The organism is Paenibacillus sp. E194 (genome assembly GCF_000935845.1).
GTDB lineage: Bacteria > Bacillota > Bacilli > Paenibacillales > Paenibacillaceae > Paenibacillus_B > Paenibacillus_B alvei_B.
The window spans coordinates 1-18,569 of sequence record NZ_JMDX01000042.1 but is presented as its reverse complement, the minus strand read 5'-3'; the positions used below and the strand labels follow the sequence as shown (position 1 = coordinate 18,569).

At 49.9% G+C, this 18,569-nt stretch carries 12 protein-coding genes; 6 read left to right on the top strand and 6 right to left on the bottom strand.

Annotation, left to right across the window (positions count from 1 at the left end; genetic code table 11):
• From AZ66_RS08315 to AZ66_RS08295, 5 genes are all read left to right on the top strand, one after another.
• Positions 1 to 1,842, top strand: a complete 1,842-nt coding sequence (locus tag AZ66_RS08315) for a cache domain-containing sensor histidine kinase (RefSeq protein ID WP_044354413.1) — start codon at positions 1 to 3, stop codon at positions 1,840 to 1,842.
• A gap of 174 nt (positions 1,843 to 2,016) precedes the next feature.
• Complete coding sequence (locus tag AZ66_RS08310) at positions 2,017 to 3,711, top strand: response regulator transcription factor (RefSeq protein ID WP_044354412.1); 1,695 nt, start codon at positions 2,017 to 2,019, stop codon at positions 3,709 to 3,711.
• Positions 3,712 to 3,875: 164 nt separating this feature from the next.
• On the top strand, positions 3,876 to 4,832 hold the full coding sequence (locus tag AZ66_RS08305) for an ABC transporter permease (protein ID WP_021262618.1): 957 nt from the start codon (positions 3,876 to 3,878) through the stop codon (positions 4,830 to 4,832).
• A gap of 90 nt (positions 4,833 to 4,922) precedes the next feature.
• On the top strand, positions 4,923 to 5,846 hold the full coding sequence (locus AZ66_RS08300; RefSeq protein ID WP_021256303.1) for a carbohydrate ABC transporter permease: 924 nt from the start codon (positions 4,923 to 4,925) through the stop codon (positions 5,844 to 5,846).
• A gap of 48 nt (positions 5,847 to 5,894) precedes the next feature.
• Positions 5,895 to 7,364, top strand: coding sequence for an extracellular solute-binding protein (locus tag AZ66_RS08295; RefSeq protein ID WP_044354410.1), 1,470 nt, complete (start codon positions 5,895 to 5,897; stop codon positions 7,362 to 7,364).
• Positions 7,365 to 7,667: 303 nt separating this feature from the next.
• Here AZ66_RS08295 and AZ66_RS08290 read toward each other — a convergent pair whose 3' ends face one another.
• Positions 7,668 to 9,239, bottom strand: a complete 1,572-nt coding sequence (locus AZ66_RS08290; RefSeq protein WP_044354408.1) for an FAD-dependent oxidoreductase — start codon at positions 9,237 to 9,239, stop codon at positions 7,668 to 7,670.
• Between the two features lie 287 nt (positions 9,240 to 9,526).
• On the bottom strand, positions 9,527 to 11,395 hold the full coding sequence (locus AZ66_RS08285) for a bifunctional metallophosphatase/5'-nucleotidase (protein ID WP_044354407.1): 1,869 nt from the start codon (positions 11,393 to 11,395) through the stop codon (positions 9,527 to 9,529).
• A gap of 259 nt (positions 11,396 to 11,654) precedes the next feature.
• Between AZ66_RS08285 and AZ66_RS08280 the strand changes: the two genes are divergently transcribed.
• On the top strand, positions 11,655 to 12,677 hold the full coding sequence (locus tag AZ66_RS08280) for a VOC family protein (protein WP_044354406.1): 1,023 nt from the start codon (positions 11,655 to 11,657) through the stop codon (positions 12,675 to 12,677).
• A gap of 52 nt (positions 12,678 to 12,729) precedes the next feature.
• Here AZ66_RS08280 and AZ66_RS08275 read toward each other — a convergent pair whose 3' ends face one another.
• The 4 genes from AZ66_RS08275 to AZ66_RS08260 form a co-directional block, all read right to left on the bottom strand.
• Positions 12,730 to 13,761, bottom strand: coding sequence for a ribonucleotide-diphosphate reductase subunit beta (locus AZ66_RS08275; RefSeq protein WP_197081674.1), 1,032 nt, complete (start codon positions 13,759 to 13,761; stop codon positions 12,730 to 12,732).
• 198 nt (positions 13,762 to 13,959) lie between these two features.
• Positions 13,960 to 16,311, bottom strand: coding sequence for a ribonucleoside-diphosphate reductase subunit alpha (locus AZ66_RS08270; RefSeq protein WP_044354404.1), 2,352 nt, complete (start codon positions 16,309 to 16,311; stop codon positions 13,960 to 13,962).
• A gap of 761 nt (positions 16,312 to 17,072) precedes the next feature.
• Positions 17,073 to 17,993, bottom strand: coding sequence for a response regulator (locus tag AZ66_RS08265; RefSeq protein WP_044354403.1), 921 nt, complete (start codon positions 17,991 to 17,993; stop codon positions 17,073 to 17,075).
• 15 nt (positions 17,994 to 18,008) lie between these two features.
• Positions 18,009 to 18,569, bottom strand: a 561-nt coding sequence (locus AZ66_RS08260; protein WP_044354402.1) for an ATP-binding protein, incomplete at its 5' end; no start/stop codon positions are given.

Sequence of the window (18,569 nt, the reverse complement as noted above, 5' to 3'; positions counted from 1 at the left end):
ATGCTGAAAATGATACGTGACCAAATTCGCCAACGGATTCAGTGGCGATTAACTATCTATTTTGTACTTATTCTGATCCCTCTGCTGTTGACCGGCTGGTTCTCCAACAAGCGCTCTCAGGAGCTGCTTTTGTCAGAGACGACCGCTCGTACCGAAAGTGCAATGCATGCCCTCATGGACAATATTGAGCTCGTGCTTCAGAACGTGGAAGAGCTGTCCGCGGTGCTGTCAACCGATACGGAGATGAACGATGCGCTTGCACATGCGAAGCGGAAGCTGGGGCCGAAGGATGTCATGGCATTCGCCGATCTGAAGCATAAGCTGGCCAACTTCCTGTCGATTCACCCGATGTTCTCGCAAATTGCTGTATATCACGATCATTCCAACTCTGTGATTTCTACGCTCCATGGCGTGCTTCCGGTTGATCGTGCGGATGAACGCATTTGGCTTCGACAGCTGCTTAATGGACTGGGGACAGGCATTGTATTCATTCAGCCGGATGAACGAATAGGGGCAGGGAAGCCATTCGGTCAAGCGTTTGGAGCGGATAGTCTGGCAGTCGTTCGGGCAATGGATATTTACAACCCGAATCGAGAACGTCATGCGCTTATTATTAGCCTGAACATGGGTCGCTTGCAGCAATATATCCGTTCTGTTACGCCATCGCCACAGGCCGAGCTGCATCTATATACGGCAGATGGGAAATGGGTCACAGGCACGGCTAAGCAGCCTGAATCGTACAAGGATTACTTGACACGTGCAGAAGCGAATGATCAGGTGCTCATTCAAGCCGCCTCGCCTTATTACGGCTGGACACTGACACTGGCTCAGCCGAAGAGGGAGCTGTTCGCCCAGTCCTATCAGCTGGAGTATTACGCGGTGTTTATGATTGCGCTGAGCATTGTCATTGCCCTCGTTATGGCTTATAGCATCTATACGAGCATTGCTGCTCCTATGCGGAAGTTAGCTCGGGGCATGAGGGCGATGACGAGCGGCAACTTAGATGTGAGGCTGAATTCGACGCGGCAGGACGAATTCGGTATCGTGACCCACCTATTTAATCACATGGCATCGCAGCAGCAGCATCTCATTCACGATCATTACGAACAGAGCTTGCGGCTTGCCAATACAGAGCTGAAGCTGCTCCAATCCCAGATCCATCCCCACTTCTTATACAACACCCTAGATTCGATCTATTGGATGGCCCAGCACGCTGAAGCCGAGGATATTTCCGAGATGGTACTTCACTTATCCCGATTCTTCAGGCTAAGTCTGAGTAAGGGCAAGGATGTAATTACCGTGAAGGACTGTCTGGAGCATTTGCACGCTTATATACGAATCCAGCAAATCCGATTCTTAGACCTATTCCATATGGAGTACGATATTGAACCGCGCGCAGAGGAACTTCCGCTCGTGAAGCTGCTGGTGCAGCCCATTGTCGAGAATGCCATCATACATGGCTTGGAGAAGTCCTCGCAGCAAGCAGAGATGTTACTGCGCATTGTAGCTCGAGTAGAGGAGGACACAGAAGGGAGAAGACTTACAATTAGGGTCATCGATTCTGGAACGGGTATGACGGAGGACATGCGCGCCCAATTGCAAGCGGAACTGTCTGCTGTATTGCGGCAGCCGACAGAGCATGGTGTGGTGGCGAGCGACCGCACAGGTGCTGGTTATGGACTTCGAAATGTCGCGGCACGAATCCGCTTGAATTACGGTCAGAACGCGAACATTCATATTGATAGTGTATGGGGTGGGGGGACAACGGTAACGCTCGTGCTTCCCTTGTCCGAGCCATACGTGGGGAGACAAATTGAAGATCGGTCGAGGACGGCAGGTTAATGCTTATGCTTAATGCTTAATGCTTAATGCTTAATGCTTAATGCTTAATGCTTAATGCTTAATGCTTAATGCTTAATGCTTAATGATGCTAGACAGCCTTCAGCTACCCCTATTTTCACCAGTTGATAAAGCAAAGAATGCCTTCATTTCAATCGTCACCGAGGAGGAGATAAGATGAACTTATTGATTGTGGAGGATGAGCTGCGGCTCCGTCAAAGCTTAACTGAGCTTATGCCTTGGGAGAGGGCAGGGATTACGGAAGTAACGGCAGCCGCTACCCTAGAAGAAGGGAAGCGGTGGCTGCAGTTGAAGCGTCCGGACATTCTACTTGTAGACATTCAGCTGCCGGACGGAGATGGCTTATCCCTCGTGAGGCAAGCGACGGAGTGGAATGTTGAGGTGAAGGCGGTGGTGCTCAGCGGTCATGATCACTTCCCTTATGCTCAAGAGGCGTTATCCATGGGGGTGAAGCAGTATCTATTGAAGCCGGCGGGACAGGATGCCATCCTGCAAGCAGTTGCAGCTGCAGTCTCGGAGCGGCGCCAAGACATTCAGCGGAGGCACGATGCCGATATGCTGCGTCAGCAGTGGCACAACTACTTGCCGATACTGCGTCAGCGCATCTTGCGTCAAGGGCTGGATGGCAGCTTGTCGACGGCCTCGTTGCTAAGGAGAATGGCAGAACTCGGTATCGACTTGCAGGAAGACGAGCGCTACGCAGTGATGGTAATCGATCCTGATCCTTACCCGCAGGAGAGGGTGCAAGCATTTGGAGGCGATCGGGGTCTAATGCACTTCGCGGTCGGCCAAGTCGTGGAGGAAACGATGACAGGAATGGAATACGGCTCTATGCTAATATGCCGCGAAGCAGACGGTCCACTCGCCATCCTATTTCGCTATCCGTCAGCTGCGTTCTCTAGGGGCATGGCAGATGACGATGGAAGTGCAGAAGCTTCTCAAGCAGGAGACAGTCATAGCGAGAGATCGGATGGAGAACTGATGATTGGCATTCATGCACTGGCAGGCAAGATGTTGGAATATATCAAGACTTCATTGAAGCTTACAGCGAGTGCGGGCATCTGCTCGGCGTGCGGGCGGCTGACTGACGTGCCGCGGCTGTATAAGGAAGCGGACTTCGCGCTTCGTCAGCGGCTCGTTCATGGTGGCGATATTGTTATTCCGTACCGCAATCACGGACTGAGAGCGGCTGAAGATGCTTCGGCCGCAACGATACATACTGAGCAGTGGGAACGCGAGCTGGATATTGCCTGGAACACTGCCGAAGAGCAGCAGGCAGCGGAACTGGCCGAAGCTTGGATTCGCGCAGTATGTGCGATACCAGAGGCAGAGGCATTTAAGGAGCAGATGATGTTCCTGCAATCGTGGATTATTATGTGGCTGCGCAGGCAGGGGTGGTCGATGGCGGAGGTCATGGGAGAGGATGCAAGATGGTTCCGTCACACCGCCGAACTGCGAACGAAGCAGGAGTGGAGTGAATGGATGCGAAGTGTCATGCGGCGCATTGGTGCGGAAGCAGGCATGGTTCGTCGTCGCGGCGGCAATCGCTTGGTATCGGAAGTGAAGGAGTTAATCGAGAGTGAACTTCATACAGAGCTAACCCTGCAGGAGGTGGCGGATCGGCTGTTTATTAATGCCTCGTACTTGAGCAGGCTGTTCAAGCAGGAGATGGATCAGCCCTTCTCGTCTTATCTCCTTATGCGGCGCATGGAGCGAGCCAAGGAGGCACTCTTTCAAGGGGAGCGGGTATATGAGGCAGCGCAGGCGGCGGGATTCCGCGATGTCAGCTACTTCACGAAGGTATTTCGCAAATATTGGGGGGTTACGCCGAGTGACTGGAAGCGGGGATAACGGACTGCATAAGCTCAGTTAAACTTGTTCCTCACGTTGGAAATCATTTTACCAGAAGATGTCATGGCTCTCCCGTGTTCGATTGCGGCCAGATACCGTAGGCTAGTAGCAGATGCAGCAAACAATGAATGCCAAGTGCTCATGCCACGGAAAGGATGGGAGCTATGGATAAGCTAGAATTGGACAATGCTCCACGTTTGTCTTCACGATCATACGGGCGAAAGCTGTGGAGCGACATTCGGAAAGACTGGGACTTATACATTGCACTTTTGCCAGGGATCGCCTTTCTTCTCCTGTTCAAGTATACGCCAATGTATGGAGTCGTGATTGCGTTTCAAGATTTCAACATTTTCAGCGGAATAGAGGACAGTCCTTGGGTAGGATTCTCGCACTTCGAACGACTATTTCAATCGCCGAAATTCGTTCAAGTGTTTTGGAATACGATTATCATTTCGGTTCTGAAAATTGTACTTCTCTTCCCACTGCCAATTCTGCTGGCGATTCTGTTGAATGAGCTTACGAAAATGTGGTTCAAGCGCCCGGTACAAACCATTATCTACATGCCTCACTTCCTGTCTTGGGTTATCGTCAGCGGGCTCTTCATGGATCTGCTCTCCATCAATGGAGGGCTTGTGAATCAGATCATTGAATGGCTGGGTGGGGAACCGATCAAGTTCTTCCTCGACAACAGTGTCTTCCGCTGGCTGCTCGTCGGCACGGCGGGCTGGAAGGAAGCAGGCTGGGGGACCATCGTATACTTGGCCGCCTTAAGCTCTATCGATCCGCAGCTGTATGAAGCAGCCAAGATTGATGGGGCAAATAAGTTCAGACAGATTCTGCACATTACATTACCGGGGCTTGTTCCCGTCATTCTCCTTATGTTCATCCTGCGGCTCGGTAATATGCTGGAGGCTGGGACGGAGCAAATTCTCGTCATGTACAATCCCGTCGTCTACAATGTATCGGATGTTATCGGTACGTATGTATATCGCACCGGTCTAGGCGAGCAGAATTACAGCTTCTCGGCTGCTGTGGGGCTGTTCGAATCTATCGTAGGCTTCGTTCTCATTATTGGTGGAAACGCCCTCAGCCGGCGCTACTTGAATCGGGGGATCTGGTAATGAGAGAAGTTCAGAATACAGCCTTCTTGATGTCGCAAGCCGCCGCTTATTTGGAACCTGAACGTAAGAAGGAAGGAGGTCTGGCATAACATGAGACACCAATTGACTGCTTCGCGGAGAACGAGAACCGCCATTCGAATGTCGGTAGGGGAGCGCATCTTCCATGTGTTGAACTATCTGTTTTTTGCCCTTGTGTCGTGGACGACATTGTTCCCTTTTCTCAATTTGATTGCGAAGTCGCTTAGCAGTGAGGAAGCGGTTATGTCAGGGAGCGTGTCCTTGTTCCCGGTTGATATTCAGTTCGGAACGTACTTATATGTGCTGCGCGACTCTCAATTCATGAATGCTTTCCTCGTATCGGTCACAATTACCGTGGCGGGAACGGCTCTCGGTCTGTTCATGACCGCATTAGCTGCATATCCCTTATCGAAGCCGCGTCTGCGCGGTCGTAAAATATTCATCTTGATGTATGTGTTCACCATGCTGTTCAGTGGAGGCCTTATTCCTACGTATTTGCTTATGCACCGATTGAATCTGATCGATACACTATGGGTGCTCTTTCTGCCGAGCATGGTTAGCGTGTTTAATATGCTGATTATTAAGAACTACTTCGAGTCTCTGCCCGATGAGCTGGAGGAATCGGCCAAGATGGACGGAGCATCCAATCTGACAATTTTGTTCCGTATTACGGTTCCATTGTCACTGCCGGTGTTCGCTACCATTGCACTCTTCTTTGCGGTAGGCTTCTGGAATGATTACTTTGCCTCCATGATCTATATCAATACGGCAGAGCTGAAGCCGCTGCAATTGTACTTGAAGGAACTGCTTGCGCATTCCAATATCACGTATCAGGATGGCGGGCATGTAACGAATATTGATGCGGTCATGAATACAACGCCTCAGGCAATACAGGCCGCTTCGATTCTTGTTGCAACCTTGCCTATATTGCTGGTATATCCGTTCCTGCAAAAATACTTCGTGAAAGGGGTGCTGATTGGTTCCGTAAAAGGGTAATGTGATGGTGAAATTTCGGGGGACATCCAAAAGAGCGGAGGTATGTTCATGCAACGTAAACAGGTATGGATATCATTGATTTCGATTGTGATGGTCTTGTCACTACTCGGCTGTAACAGCGCGGGTTCAGGGCAGGGTGCGTCAGGAGGAGAAGGCGGCAAGCAGCTGCGTCAGCTGATGCAGTTCGATCGCTTCGAGCCGAATGGCGATCCGGTAGCCGTGTACTTGAAGGAGAAGACGGGATATTCCGTGAAGTATGAGATGCTTCCTGCGGAAAATGCCGACGAGAAGCTGAATCTGCTCATGGCGAACAAGGAGTCTTATGATATTATGAAGCTCGCTTCGGCCCAATACTATCAGCTTGTATCGTCTGGTGCGCTGGAACCGCTGGATGATCTGATTGAGAAGTATGGAACGAACATGAAGCAGGTTATCGGCCCAGATTCTTGGAATGGCGCCCGTTATGACGGCAAAATTTACGCTATACCAGAAACGGGCGGTGGTGGAACCTCATCGAATGCGCTCGTCGTCCGCCAAGATTGGCTCGATGAGCTGGGCTTGAAGATGCCGACGAATCTGGATGAGCTGGTGACGGTGCTGAAGACATTCAAGGAGAAGAAGAATGTAATTCCGCTGACGGGAGGCAAGGTGCCTGTACATCCGGATATCGCCAGTGTATTCGGATTAACGACGGCTTGGTTGGAGCGGGACGGCAAGATCATTCACGCGGTTGAAGCTCCAGAGATGAAGGAATACTTGAAGTTCATGAATACGCTGTACAAAGAGGGACTAATCGACTCCGAGTGGGGTATTAATACGGCGGATAAATCGATTGAGAAGATGGCAAGCGGCAAGGCTGCAATGTATAGTCCAGGGTGGTGGATTGCTCCGAACTTGGAAAATGCGCTCGCAAAGAACTTCCCAGATGCGAAGCTTGCGATTGTGCCGGTATTGAAGGACAAATCGGGGAAAGCGCGTGTAGGCACGCCGGGCAATACGATTAATTATTACATTGCAATTCCGAAGTTCGCGAAGAACAAGGAAGAAGCGGTGAAGTGGCTCGACATGAAGTTCGATAAGGATATTTTCAAGGGGATCGCTATCGGTGAAGAAGGTGTACATCACAAGTTTGAAAATGGAGCCTACTCGCCGATTCTGCCGAAGTTCGCAGATGAGCGTACAAATGCAAGCTCATTCTTGACGGGTGTGGACGAGAAGAACTATCCGATCTACTGGCAGGCGAGATTGAAGAAAAACCCTATCGTAGAGAACTACTTCAATACATTCCAGAAAAATGCGGAGGGCCTGTTAATCGCTGATCCACTCGGTTCAGCGCCTCCAATGCCGGATATCTCGAAGAACGTGCAGCGGTTGAACAAGTATCAAGAAGACACGTTCATTAACTATATTAGCGGAACGGAATCGCTCGACAATTATGACCAGTTCCTCGCGGAATGGCATGCACAGGGTGGCGCAGATATGGTGAAGGCAGCGAATGACTGGTATGCGAAGCGTTAAGCATGAATAGATGATTTAGATGATTTAGCTGAGTAATCAGATAAACATCCCGTCAACTAGTCAAATAAGTATTCAGAATAAGAGGTAAGAGCGAAAAACAAGGTAGATCTGCTGGAATGCAAATAGCGTCTGCTCTGCGGGATGTGTGCACAAGCAAAGGGGATGGCCCGAGATTCAAGGGCCATCCCCTTTTGGATGTTGGAGAGGCAAGGTACCGCGTCTTCGCGATTTGAAAAAGAAACTTATAAGGAAGGGAGTCATCTGTGGGATGTGGGAAGAGCCGATGCCTGCTTCCTTATTCGCTTATACGGGCCTTGTAGAAGGCCATTGCAGTTCAATGCCGAGCTGCTGCAGCTGCTTCTGGAAAGCGCTAAGATGCTTCTCGTCACTTCGCACAGCGCGCGGGACTATGCCTTGATTCAGCGCATATGCAGCCAGTGCGCCAGCTGATTCGCCAATGTTCCATTCTGCTGGATGCACACGGTAACAGCCATTGGTAATATGCGTTGTTCCGACATTTTTGCAGGCGGGAATCAGATTGTCCACGCGAACCGGAAGCAAGCTCCCTAACGGGATTTGGAACGGCAAGGAGGAGATATCGATATAGTTTTTACCTCCGGTCGACGGATGAAGGTCAATCCGATAGCATCCGATGCCAACGGAATCAGCAAATGTCTCAGCAGGCTGACCAGGACGACAGTCGGTGGCAATGTGCTGCTCAAGCACAGTAAATTCCGCTTGAATCCGTCTTGATTCCCGTACATAAGGATACATGGCGAATCCGTCTGCTGTGCCGGCGACATCCGGCCGCAATCGCAGGCCCGGATAGCCTACGCCTCCGTCGGGACGCGGTGCTTCTGTCTGCAGCCAGTACAGAAGCGATAGGCTGAGCTGCTTGGCATCGAATAGGCTCCGCTGCTTCTCCTCTTCGCTTACATCGATAATCGAACCAAGCCAGTAGTCATTCTGCGGCCAATTGACGACCGACACCGGAGTAGGGAGTACTCCAGACGTTTGATCATACAGAGAAGGGTTCGTAATTTGCCGATAATGGAACAGCGGGAACTTCCCTGTCTCCCAGAAGAGGGAGTAGGTGATGGGTTCCAGCGTCGTTGGCTTGACTGCCGTCCAGCTTAATAGACGATCCGGCCAGAACGAAGGCTGATATTGGCTCCAGAAGTCATAGCGTGCAGGCTTCGGAATTGTATGATCGCCTTCCTTGTCATAATCAACGGCGTAGCAGTAAGTGAAGCCCTGCATATTCTGCGGTTCAGGATCGCCCGTTACGGCGTGTGGTTCACCGGTATCACGCTGCGATTCTGCACCTGTGACATACTCTGTTCCCGAGAGGGCAAGCAAGTCCCCGCATTCGGTTGCGTCGAGGAAGTATGCTCCTGTTAGGACATATTCGTTGCCTGCTGCATCCTGAGCGGTTACCGCACGGATGCGGTCGCCATCAACCTCGGCATTGGTGGCGCGGCATTGCGTCAGAATGGTAAGCTGTCCGTTGTTCACATAAGGGAATAGCATCGACTCCAGCACAGACAGAGCTACGCGTGGATCATGGCAGAGGCGGCTTACAAGGCCGCTCCCGGGGTTCAGCTCCGGGTTCGAGCGGGCGTTCATGGCCAGAGGGAGATGCTCCCGGTAGTAGCGGCGTATTTCATTGCGGAATTGCCTGTATGTCTGCGTGCATCCGAATTGTTCGATCCACGGGTGCTCATCTGGCGGGACCAGTTGGCTTGTCAATTGGCCGCCGATACGGGCGGTCTCTTCTGTCAGTACCACTGTCTTGCCTAATCGACAAGCAGAGAGAGCAGCTGCACAGCCTCCTACACTTCCACCAATAATAACGAGCTCGGCGTTCTTCTCCATATTCGGTGAGGGTGACACTCGATCAGCTCCTTCGCAATATTTTCCAATTATTATTTACCCCAATTAGTATAGGAAAGAAACAGATCGCTTCCCATAGAATCTGATTGCTATTGTTGGTAGATTGAATGCTAGTTGAGTGAAGTAGGGAGAATATGCGGATTGGTGTCTTGTTCTGGGTCGATCCGATCCATAAAAAAGTAGACACGCGAGGCGGGAAGAGAGATGCGCCTCGCGTGTCTATATGTACAGAAGGGGGATTCCTCATGCCATAAGGAATTCGTTATTTCTTATTGCTTAATGCGTTGTTCAATCTTCGCTGTAATGTCTTTCTTTTCTTTCATATATTGCTCCACGACCTCGTAGAGGGTCACGCCTGTATCAAGGGATTTCTTATCCTTGAACATGGCATAACCGTCGCCACCGGCGATTAAGAAGTCATTTACAGCTACGCGGTACGTTTTGTCAGCTTCCACCGCTTTGCCGCCAACCTTCACATCCGAGACACGGCTTCCTTTTGGCTTTTTGATGTCGAAGGAGAATGTGATACCAGCAACTTGAGGGAAGCGGCCGGAACCAGCTTCGATCTCGCTAACACCATTTTCCAAGGCTGCTATCAAATCACTGCCCTTCGCCTCAACAACAGCAAGTGTATTCGGGAATGGAAGCACATCATACAAGTTGCGCTTCGTAATATCGCCCTTCATGATGGTTGTGCGAATACCGCCTGAGTTCGTAATGGCCAGATCGGCTTCGAATCCAGGCATTGTACGAGTGCGCGCCAGCATGGCATCTGCTACTAAGTTGCCCATAATCGTCTCCTGCTTCCGCACTCTGGCACGATCGCCATCCAGATCTACGCTTGCAGTAGCAATTTTCTCGTTCAATAGGGAGTCGGTTTCTTTCTTCAGAGATTCTACAATGGCAGCTACTTCTGGGTCTGGCTTCGTCGCTTCATCGTACTTGATCAGTCCGCCAGAGAAATGAACCAAATCCTTGCCATGGTAGTACAGATCAACACGGCCAAGCGATTTCGCGTATTCCCAGTCCTGCACAATATACGTGCCGTTAACGAGTTCAGGCTGATCTACAGGTGTATGCGTATGTCCGCCTACAATGATGTCGATGCCTGGAACCTGCTTGGCCATTTCACGGTCATAGGATATTCCCGTGTGGCAGAGGACGATGACATGGTCAGCTTCCTCGCGCAACTTCGGTACCCATTCCTTCGCGACTTCGATTGGATCCTTGAACGTCAAGCCCTTGACGTTGTCAGGATGCGTAACGATTGGTGTATCTGCAGTGACCAATCCAAGAATCGCGAATTTCTTGCCGCCGACCTCTTTCATGACGTACGGCTGCAGGAGGTTCTTCCCTTGTGCATCGAATACGTTCGCAGCGAGTACAGGGAATTTGAACATCTTCGTCAGTTTCGTAAGCTGCTCATAGCCGAAGTCATACTCATGGTTGCCGGACGCCATGAAGTCATAACCAAGCGCGTTAGCCAGCTTTGTTGCGGTTTCCCCTTTGGACAGGTTCACATAAATCGTACCTTGAATCATGTCGCCTGCATCCAGCACCATGGAATTCGGGTTCTCTGCACGAAGATCCTTCATCAACGTAGCGAGCTTTGCGTAGCCCATTTCCTTCGCTTTCTCGTCTTCTAACATATGTCCATGCGTATCGTTCGTATGTCCGAGCGTAATATGTGTCGTAATGGAATCGCCGAGAGCGGTGAAGAATTGCTCGCGTGTCACCGTATCTCCTGTCACTGCTACATCAAGCCCTGCCTTCTTCGCTACAGCTTGCAGTGTCGCAGCAGGAACCGGACGATGGAGCTCTTTCCATTGTGCTGCATCCACGATGTTGTTCTGCTTCGCCCAAGTGAGCGCTTTGGCTGCCCAGCCTTGGATGGATGGATTAATTGCTTTGACTTCTTTTTCCTTGTCTTGTACGCGGGCAATCATCGCCACTGCTTCAGCAAGTGTAACTGGGCGATCGAGCGCCAGGCCATCATTGGATCCGGTTATGTAGCTTTTCGATTGCATCCATTCCAGGTGGTTAATTGGGTTCACAGGCGCTGCAAATAATGATCCAGCGAATAGAGTACTAATCAATGTTGTCAGAACTGCGGCAGTACCTAGCTTTTTCTTGTTCATATAACGGACCTCCATGCTTGCTTCATATTTGAAATGTCTATGTAATAGATATGAATGATACATGTATCGTAGGACACGGGGGTTGGGAGATTGTTAACTAGAACCTAAGAGATTGTAAATTTCAACTTCGTCGATGTAGGGGACTTTGGCGTTGTTATGTTGCACGCTGGGCAGCCCGATGGGCTTAATTTCCCCCAAATCAAAACAAATGATCGGATATGCTTGAACAGAATTCATTTCGTTCGAGGAGTGGATGTAGATGCATGCTGAAATTAAATTCATTCATCACGTCGGCCATGTAGTCTCCGATATGGAAGCTGCGCTTGAGCTGTACAGAAAACTGGGATTTGTGTGTTCGCCGCCGTCCTATCCGGTGATGTCCGAAAATGAAGGAGAACCGTCAAAGCCGTTCGGAGCGGCTAATGCGCATGCCGATTTTTTAGGCAGTTTCATCGAAATCGTAACCGTTGCCAAACAAGGCGCGAGGATTCCTGACAATGCCCAGCCCATCCCGCTGCAGGCATCGCCGGACGTGCTACAAGCAATAGTCGAGAAAATCAAACGGACTGTCGATATCATCTCTAGATGTCTGTCTCGTTATGAAGGAGCGCATATTCTTAGTTTCGGTACCGAGGACGCTGACAAGACAGCGCATCGTTTCAAAATGAGAGGAATCGGGCATAGCGGCGTTCACACCGTGCAGCGGCCTCTTGAGATATCCAAGGGAGAGGGGATTCAATTGGTTCCCGTTCGTTATTTGGAAATCGACGGGGACAATGCACTTGAAGGGCGTCTGGCTGTAGCGGAAAATCCACCCTCAACCATCATGGAAAAGCAAGCGCACCCCAGCCATCCGAATGGAGCCACGGATCTGGTCGAATCAATCCTATGCGTAGACGATTCCGAACTAGACGAATTTACTCGGCGATATGGCCAGTACTTGGAATGTGAGGCTCAGACAGATGGATTGGCACATTTTTTTAATTTGGAAAAGGCTCGTATCACGATTGTCCCCGAATCGAGGTTATCAGAGCTTCTGCCGGGAGAGACGGCACCCCCAGTTCCGGGATTTGTCGGGTATGTAGTAGCAGTACGTGATATCTCCCACACCCGATACTATCTTGAAAGGAATGGTGTGCCGGTAGTCGAGATGGCTTCGGGTGACCTCTTCATACCAGCTGCTTCGGCAATTGGTACTGCTATCGTGTTTAGGAAAGTAGCCGCAGAGGGGAAGACAGGATATTCGTTCACGAAAAAACCGCCCCCATCTCATGACAGATAGGGGTGGTTTGACATAGAACTCAAAGGCATAGGCCATTGAACCTTCACAAAACCTACAGCTCGTCGAAGCCGTTGTCATCGCCGACCTTGCCGTAAGTGCGGGACTTCGCTTCGAAGAAGTCTGTCTTCGTGGCATTCAAGGCTTCGTCCGAGAAGGGCTTAATCCATGGCATGCAGTTTACGTCAACGCCTTCATACATTTTCTCCATACCGAGGAGGCTTAGCCGGCGATTGGCAATGTGCTTAATGTAATCCGACAATTCACGCAGATCGATGCCGCGTACCTGCTTGAGCGTATAATGGGCCCAGTTGGTTTCCAATTGTACGGCACGGTCAATCGTGTCGTATACAAATTGGCGGTTAGCCTCGGTATTCAGCTCTGGGAAGTCCACAAGCAGCTGCTTGAACACCTCACCGAAGAAGTAGCAATGCTGGTTCTCATCACGCTGAATGTATGAGATCATTTGGCTCGTCGCCATCATCTTCTGATCCCGGGCTAAATTATAGAAGAAAGCGAACGTACTATAGAAGAAGATCCCTTCCAATATCAGATCCGCTACGAGTGCTTCAAAGAACGTCTGAGGTGTTGAATTATCGCGGAATGTCTGATAAATGTCCGCAATGAATCGGTTCCGTTCGAGCAGCACACGATCATGCTTCCAATATTCGAAGATATCCTTCTGCTCTTGCTCGGACACAAGAGAGGACAGTACATAGGAATACGATTGGTTATGCACGACTTCCTGCTGCGCAATGATAGCTGATATGGCTTCTAGCGATGAGTCAGTGAAGTAGTTCTTCACATCACCGACGAACATCGTCTGCATGGAATCGAGCACGGCAAGCAGCGAGATATTGATTTTAAATGCATGCTTCTCTTCTTCGTCTAACAGCGGGAATTGCTGTGCATCCTTCGCCATCGGAATTTCATCCGCAATCCAATGATTTTGAAGGAGTACTTTGTACAATTTATACATATGCGGCATACGAATGTCGTTCCAATTCAATATGCCGGAGCATTCGCCTAGAATAATTCGTGTCGATTGATTCGGTGCTTCTGTATTGAAGATGAGCTGCCGATTCAGCTCACGATCTAACAATGTCATAGAACTCTTCCTCTCTATACACCTTATTCCCCGTGCACATCATGCACAAATTGGTTACTGTAAAAGTCAACCAGTAGGAAGGGCTGTGCTGCTGTATGTAAGGTTCAGTAGCCCTTCCCGATCTTATGAATGGATTTCCGTAACGGTGTTCAAGTCTGTTGCTGGACGATTGGTGCGTTACGAGCTGCACGCTTCACATTCTTCCACGGTTAATGCTTGACTGCGCACGTAATACGTTGACTTCAGCCCAGCCTTCCATGCATGAAGATGGAGAGAAAGAAAGTCTACAGCGCGAATATCCGGACGTACATATAAGTTGAAGCTCTGTGCTTGGTCGATATGGCGCTGACGTGCCGCCGCCATACGAATGGACCAGTTCTGGTCGAGACGGAAGGCTGTCTTGTAATACCATATTGTCTTCTCCGACAGATCCGGAGCAGGATTGGCAATCTTGTACGTCGTCTTCTCCTCATAGCTAAGCAGGTCATAGACTGGATCAATGCTTGCCGTTGAGCCCGCAATAATGGAGGTAGAACCGTTCGGAGCTACCGCCATCAGCCATGCATTGCGCATGCCGTTCGCCTGTACCTTATCCGCAAGTTCTTGCCACTGTTCGGTCGTCACGAATTTGCCTTGGCGGGTGCCTGTTGTATATTCCCGATCGGAGAAATAGCGGCCGTTCTCCCATTCCGATTGAGCGAAGAGCGGATATGCTCCTTTTTCCTTAGCAAGCTCCATACTGGCCTGAATCGCCAGGTAGTTGATCTTCTCATAGAGCGCGTCATTATATTGCACGGCTTCTTCGGACTCCCACGCGATGCCTTCTAGGGCAAGCAGGTGGTGCAGGCCGAAGGTTCCAAGTCCAATTGCGCGATAGCGGCGGTTCGTATGCTGTGCCTGAAGCACCTCAATGCGATTAATGTCGATAACATTGTCTAGCATGCGAACTTGAATCGGAATGAGCCGCTCCAGAATATCGGCACGCACAGCACGAGCTAGATGGACTGAGTTCAGATTGCATACGACAAAATCACCAGGGATCTTGCTAATAATAATGCGAGACTGTCCATCCTGAGTGGTCAGCTCCTCTTGCTCAACGAGGGTAGGCGACATGTTCTGCATAATTTCTGTACACAGGTTGGAACTGTAGATCATGCCATGCGCCTTGTTCGGATTGGCGCGGTTCGCGGCATCCTTATAGAACATGTACGGTGTCCCTGTCTCTAACTGCGACTTCAAGATACGCTTCATAATGTCGATCGCAGGCAGTGTAATGCGTGGCAGGTTTGAATTCGCAACTGCCTCGGCGTATTTATCGCGGAACTGACCTTGACCACGCTGCTCGTCGTAGAAATCCTCAAGTCCAAGTGGGCGTCCATGGTTATCCTTCCAGCCCATGATCTTCTTCACTTCGTGAGGGCAGAACAGATGCCAATCCTCCCGGTTCTCCACCACCTCCATGAACAGATCCGGCAAGCTCACCCCGTGGAAAATATCATGCGCCCGCATGCGCTCATCCCCGTTGTTCAACTTCAAGTCGAGGAAGGACAGAATATCCTTGTGGAACACATCCAAGTACACGGCGATCGCGCCCTTGCGTGTGCCCAATTGGTCGACGCTGACGGCTGTATTGTTAAGCTGGCGAATCCAAGGGATAACGCCTGAGCTTGTATTTTTATGTCCGCGAATATCGGAGCCGCGTGCCCTGATCTTGCCGAGGTATACGCCGATACCGCCGCCCATCTTGCTGAGGCGGGCTACATCGGTGTTGGACTCGAAGATGCCCTCCAGCGAGTCATCAACCGTGTCGATGAAGCAGCTGGATAATTGTCCGGCCACCTTCTTGCCTGCATTCGCCATAGTCGGTGTAGCAGCGGTCATGTATAGATTAGCCATTGCCCAGTAAGCTTCCTTAGCCAGATCTACTCGGCGGTCTGCCGGCTCCTTGTGCATCAAGTACATAGCAATGATCATATAGCGTTCCTGCGGCAGCTCCATCGTGCGGCCCTCGAAGTCAGTGGCGAGATACCGCTCTGCTAAAGTCAGCAACCCAATGTAGTCGAAGATAAGATCGTGCTCCGCTTGAATGGATTGTCCCAGTTCTCGAATTTGTTCGGGTGTGTAAGCTTCCAGCAATTCTGGACGGTAAATACCAAGATCGCATAGCCGAGAGATAAGCTTGTAGAAATCTCCGTAAGGCTTATCTGGATAAGCCTTATAGTTGCGATGGAGGGCCGCCTCTTTATACAGTTTCGTTAATAAGGAATGTGCGGCAACGAACTTCCAATCCGGTTCTTCCTTCGTCACCATTTCCAATGCAGTCATCATGCTGGCTTGAGTAATATCTGCAGCCTGTACGCTGCTGCTGCGCAGCTTCGACAGCAAACTGCGGTACCAGCGTTCACGATTAAGCTGAGGGTAGGGAGCCATCATTCGCTCTCCGTAACGCTTAATGCGTTCCGCATCGAACGCAAGGGAGCGATTGTTAGGTTTGTGAACGGTATGGACGATAGGTGTAGTTGTCTGCATTCGTGAGTATTCCTCCTCGAATATCGAATTGAGATGGAGCTTAGCTATCTATGTCGGAGTCGTTTAGAAGAAATAAAACTTCAAGTTGAGTGCTGGTTATGTATCCAAGATAAGGGCTGATAATAGGCCTGAATGAAGCACTCTTCTGTCTAAGCGCATAAGAACAGCGCGTGCGCCAGACATGGACGCACACCTTCATCATTCTCGACATTCCGATAAGGCTTATACAAGTTGTCATCTACCTAGCGATTGTTAACAAGTTCCAAAAATGAACCCCGAATACAGCGTAAGGGTTATCCGTTGCTGCTGTTCTCGAGGTCATTTGCACTTTATGCGTATTGGTAGTAGTAATTTCTTAATAATCACAACATGTAGATATTCTCTTGTAAATATACTACAACATATAGGGTAAGTAAATAGGCGCAAGGTGATAAATGTCACTGGTTTTGGAGTGTTACATCGGCAATATTCCTTGCCAGCAGGCTTGTCCGAAGGATGTAAGCGGGGGAAAAAATATTTTCTTTACTGCGATTTCTTGCTGAGGGAAGGATGGAGGGAGATGTTGTGATAGCATATAGAAAAAAACCTGTTTGTCCGCGTACGGTGGACAAACAGGTTGCCGATTGATGTCGAATAAAGAGGGAAAAAGGGCGGCAGCCAGAGTTTGTGTGACATTGCATTTGTATGCATTATCGATGTATGGCTGCATGTACGTATGGGAAGAGGGGGGGGGCTGTACTCCCTTTTTCCCAATGAATCGATCACGGAGTAGAGGCACATTCGATATAAAATACATATAGAAATTTTCTTAGATTTAGTTTGCAAGAAGTGGACTTGCGGGATTCCTCCAGCTCTCGCATGCGCAGGCGTACTTCTTGAAAATCGAACAACCTCGCCGCGAAGTATTCAAAGGTGGGGTTACCGTAATCGCTCAATCCGATCGAGGACAAGTTAGTAAGCGCTTGCAAAGTTAACCGTCTAATTCGTTGTTCTGTTGCACGGACATCGCGCTTGAGATGGTCTCCTGCAGCTTGACCGTGCGATGTTACTTGTTCGTAGATCATTTTAAGTGGCGGCAAATCTTGAAGCAGTCGTTGTTCCTGTTCTTGTGCTTTCAGCCATTTTACAATCCGAATCATATCAGGAGCACCAGCTTCCCCGACAACCCCTAGTTGCAGGAGCAGTGATCTGGCTTGCTGTTCTATACTCTTCTCCTGTTGCACAGGTGCTTGCCCCTGCCATGCATGCAGGGCTTCCGTTCCAGATACTTCGAAGACGCGAAGTGAATTTCGGATAGATTGCATGGATTTCTCCAATCGCAAATGGTCGGATACGCGCCGAAGAACAGACAACACCTCCAAACGATTGATAGGTTTTTGGATGAATGTGTCCACCCCTTGTTGGTAGGCCTCGCCGATCATTTCTTTGTTTTCGACTTGGGAGATCATGATGAAGCGGCCGCTGTAATCATGTTCCCGCAGTGACTTTACCGTCTCAATTCCATCGCGGCCCGGCATAAGCAAGTCAATGATGACAATGTCTGCATGGCTGACAACCTCTGCCGATACATAGGAGCCGTCACCGGCTTCGCCAACGACTTCGCCAAGACCACTTTCGCTAACGATCCGCATAAGCATTTTACGAATAGCAGGGTCGTCCTCGACAAGATAGAATTTTAACAAGTGAACACCCTCCTCTCAAGTTAAATGCTCTACAGGAATCCGAATTTGAAAACATGTATGTCCGGGAGTGCTGGTTACGTCAATGTCGCCCTTGAATAGCTGGACGATGTCAGTGGCATGCGATAAGCCAATGCCTGTTGAAGAGTTACCCTCAGCATCGAATTTAGTTGTATATCCGGGATGGAAGATCAGTTCAAGATCGTCTGCCGAGATGCCAGGCCCGTCATCGATGATAGAGAACAAGAGGAGTCCGTCATGCAAATCAACCTGCAAATCGATTCGACCTTCCTGTGGTATCGCTTCAACAGCATTGGATGCAATGTTGTTCAATACAGAGAGAAGCGGATAGATCTCGGTGGTAGAGAGATTCATGTTGCAGCTGGAATGTAAATGGATCTGCTTCCCGAGCAGCAGGCCGTAGTTGGTATTCGCCCGTACGACCATGGCGCATAATTCGGCAATCTGAATGCGTTTGGAGAGCATGCGTTCCTGATGAATGATTTTGAATAGGCCAGACAGAATGCGCTCGGAGTCTTTCTTCAGCTCATGTACATGCTTGGCAATCTGCAATGCTTG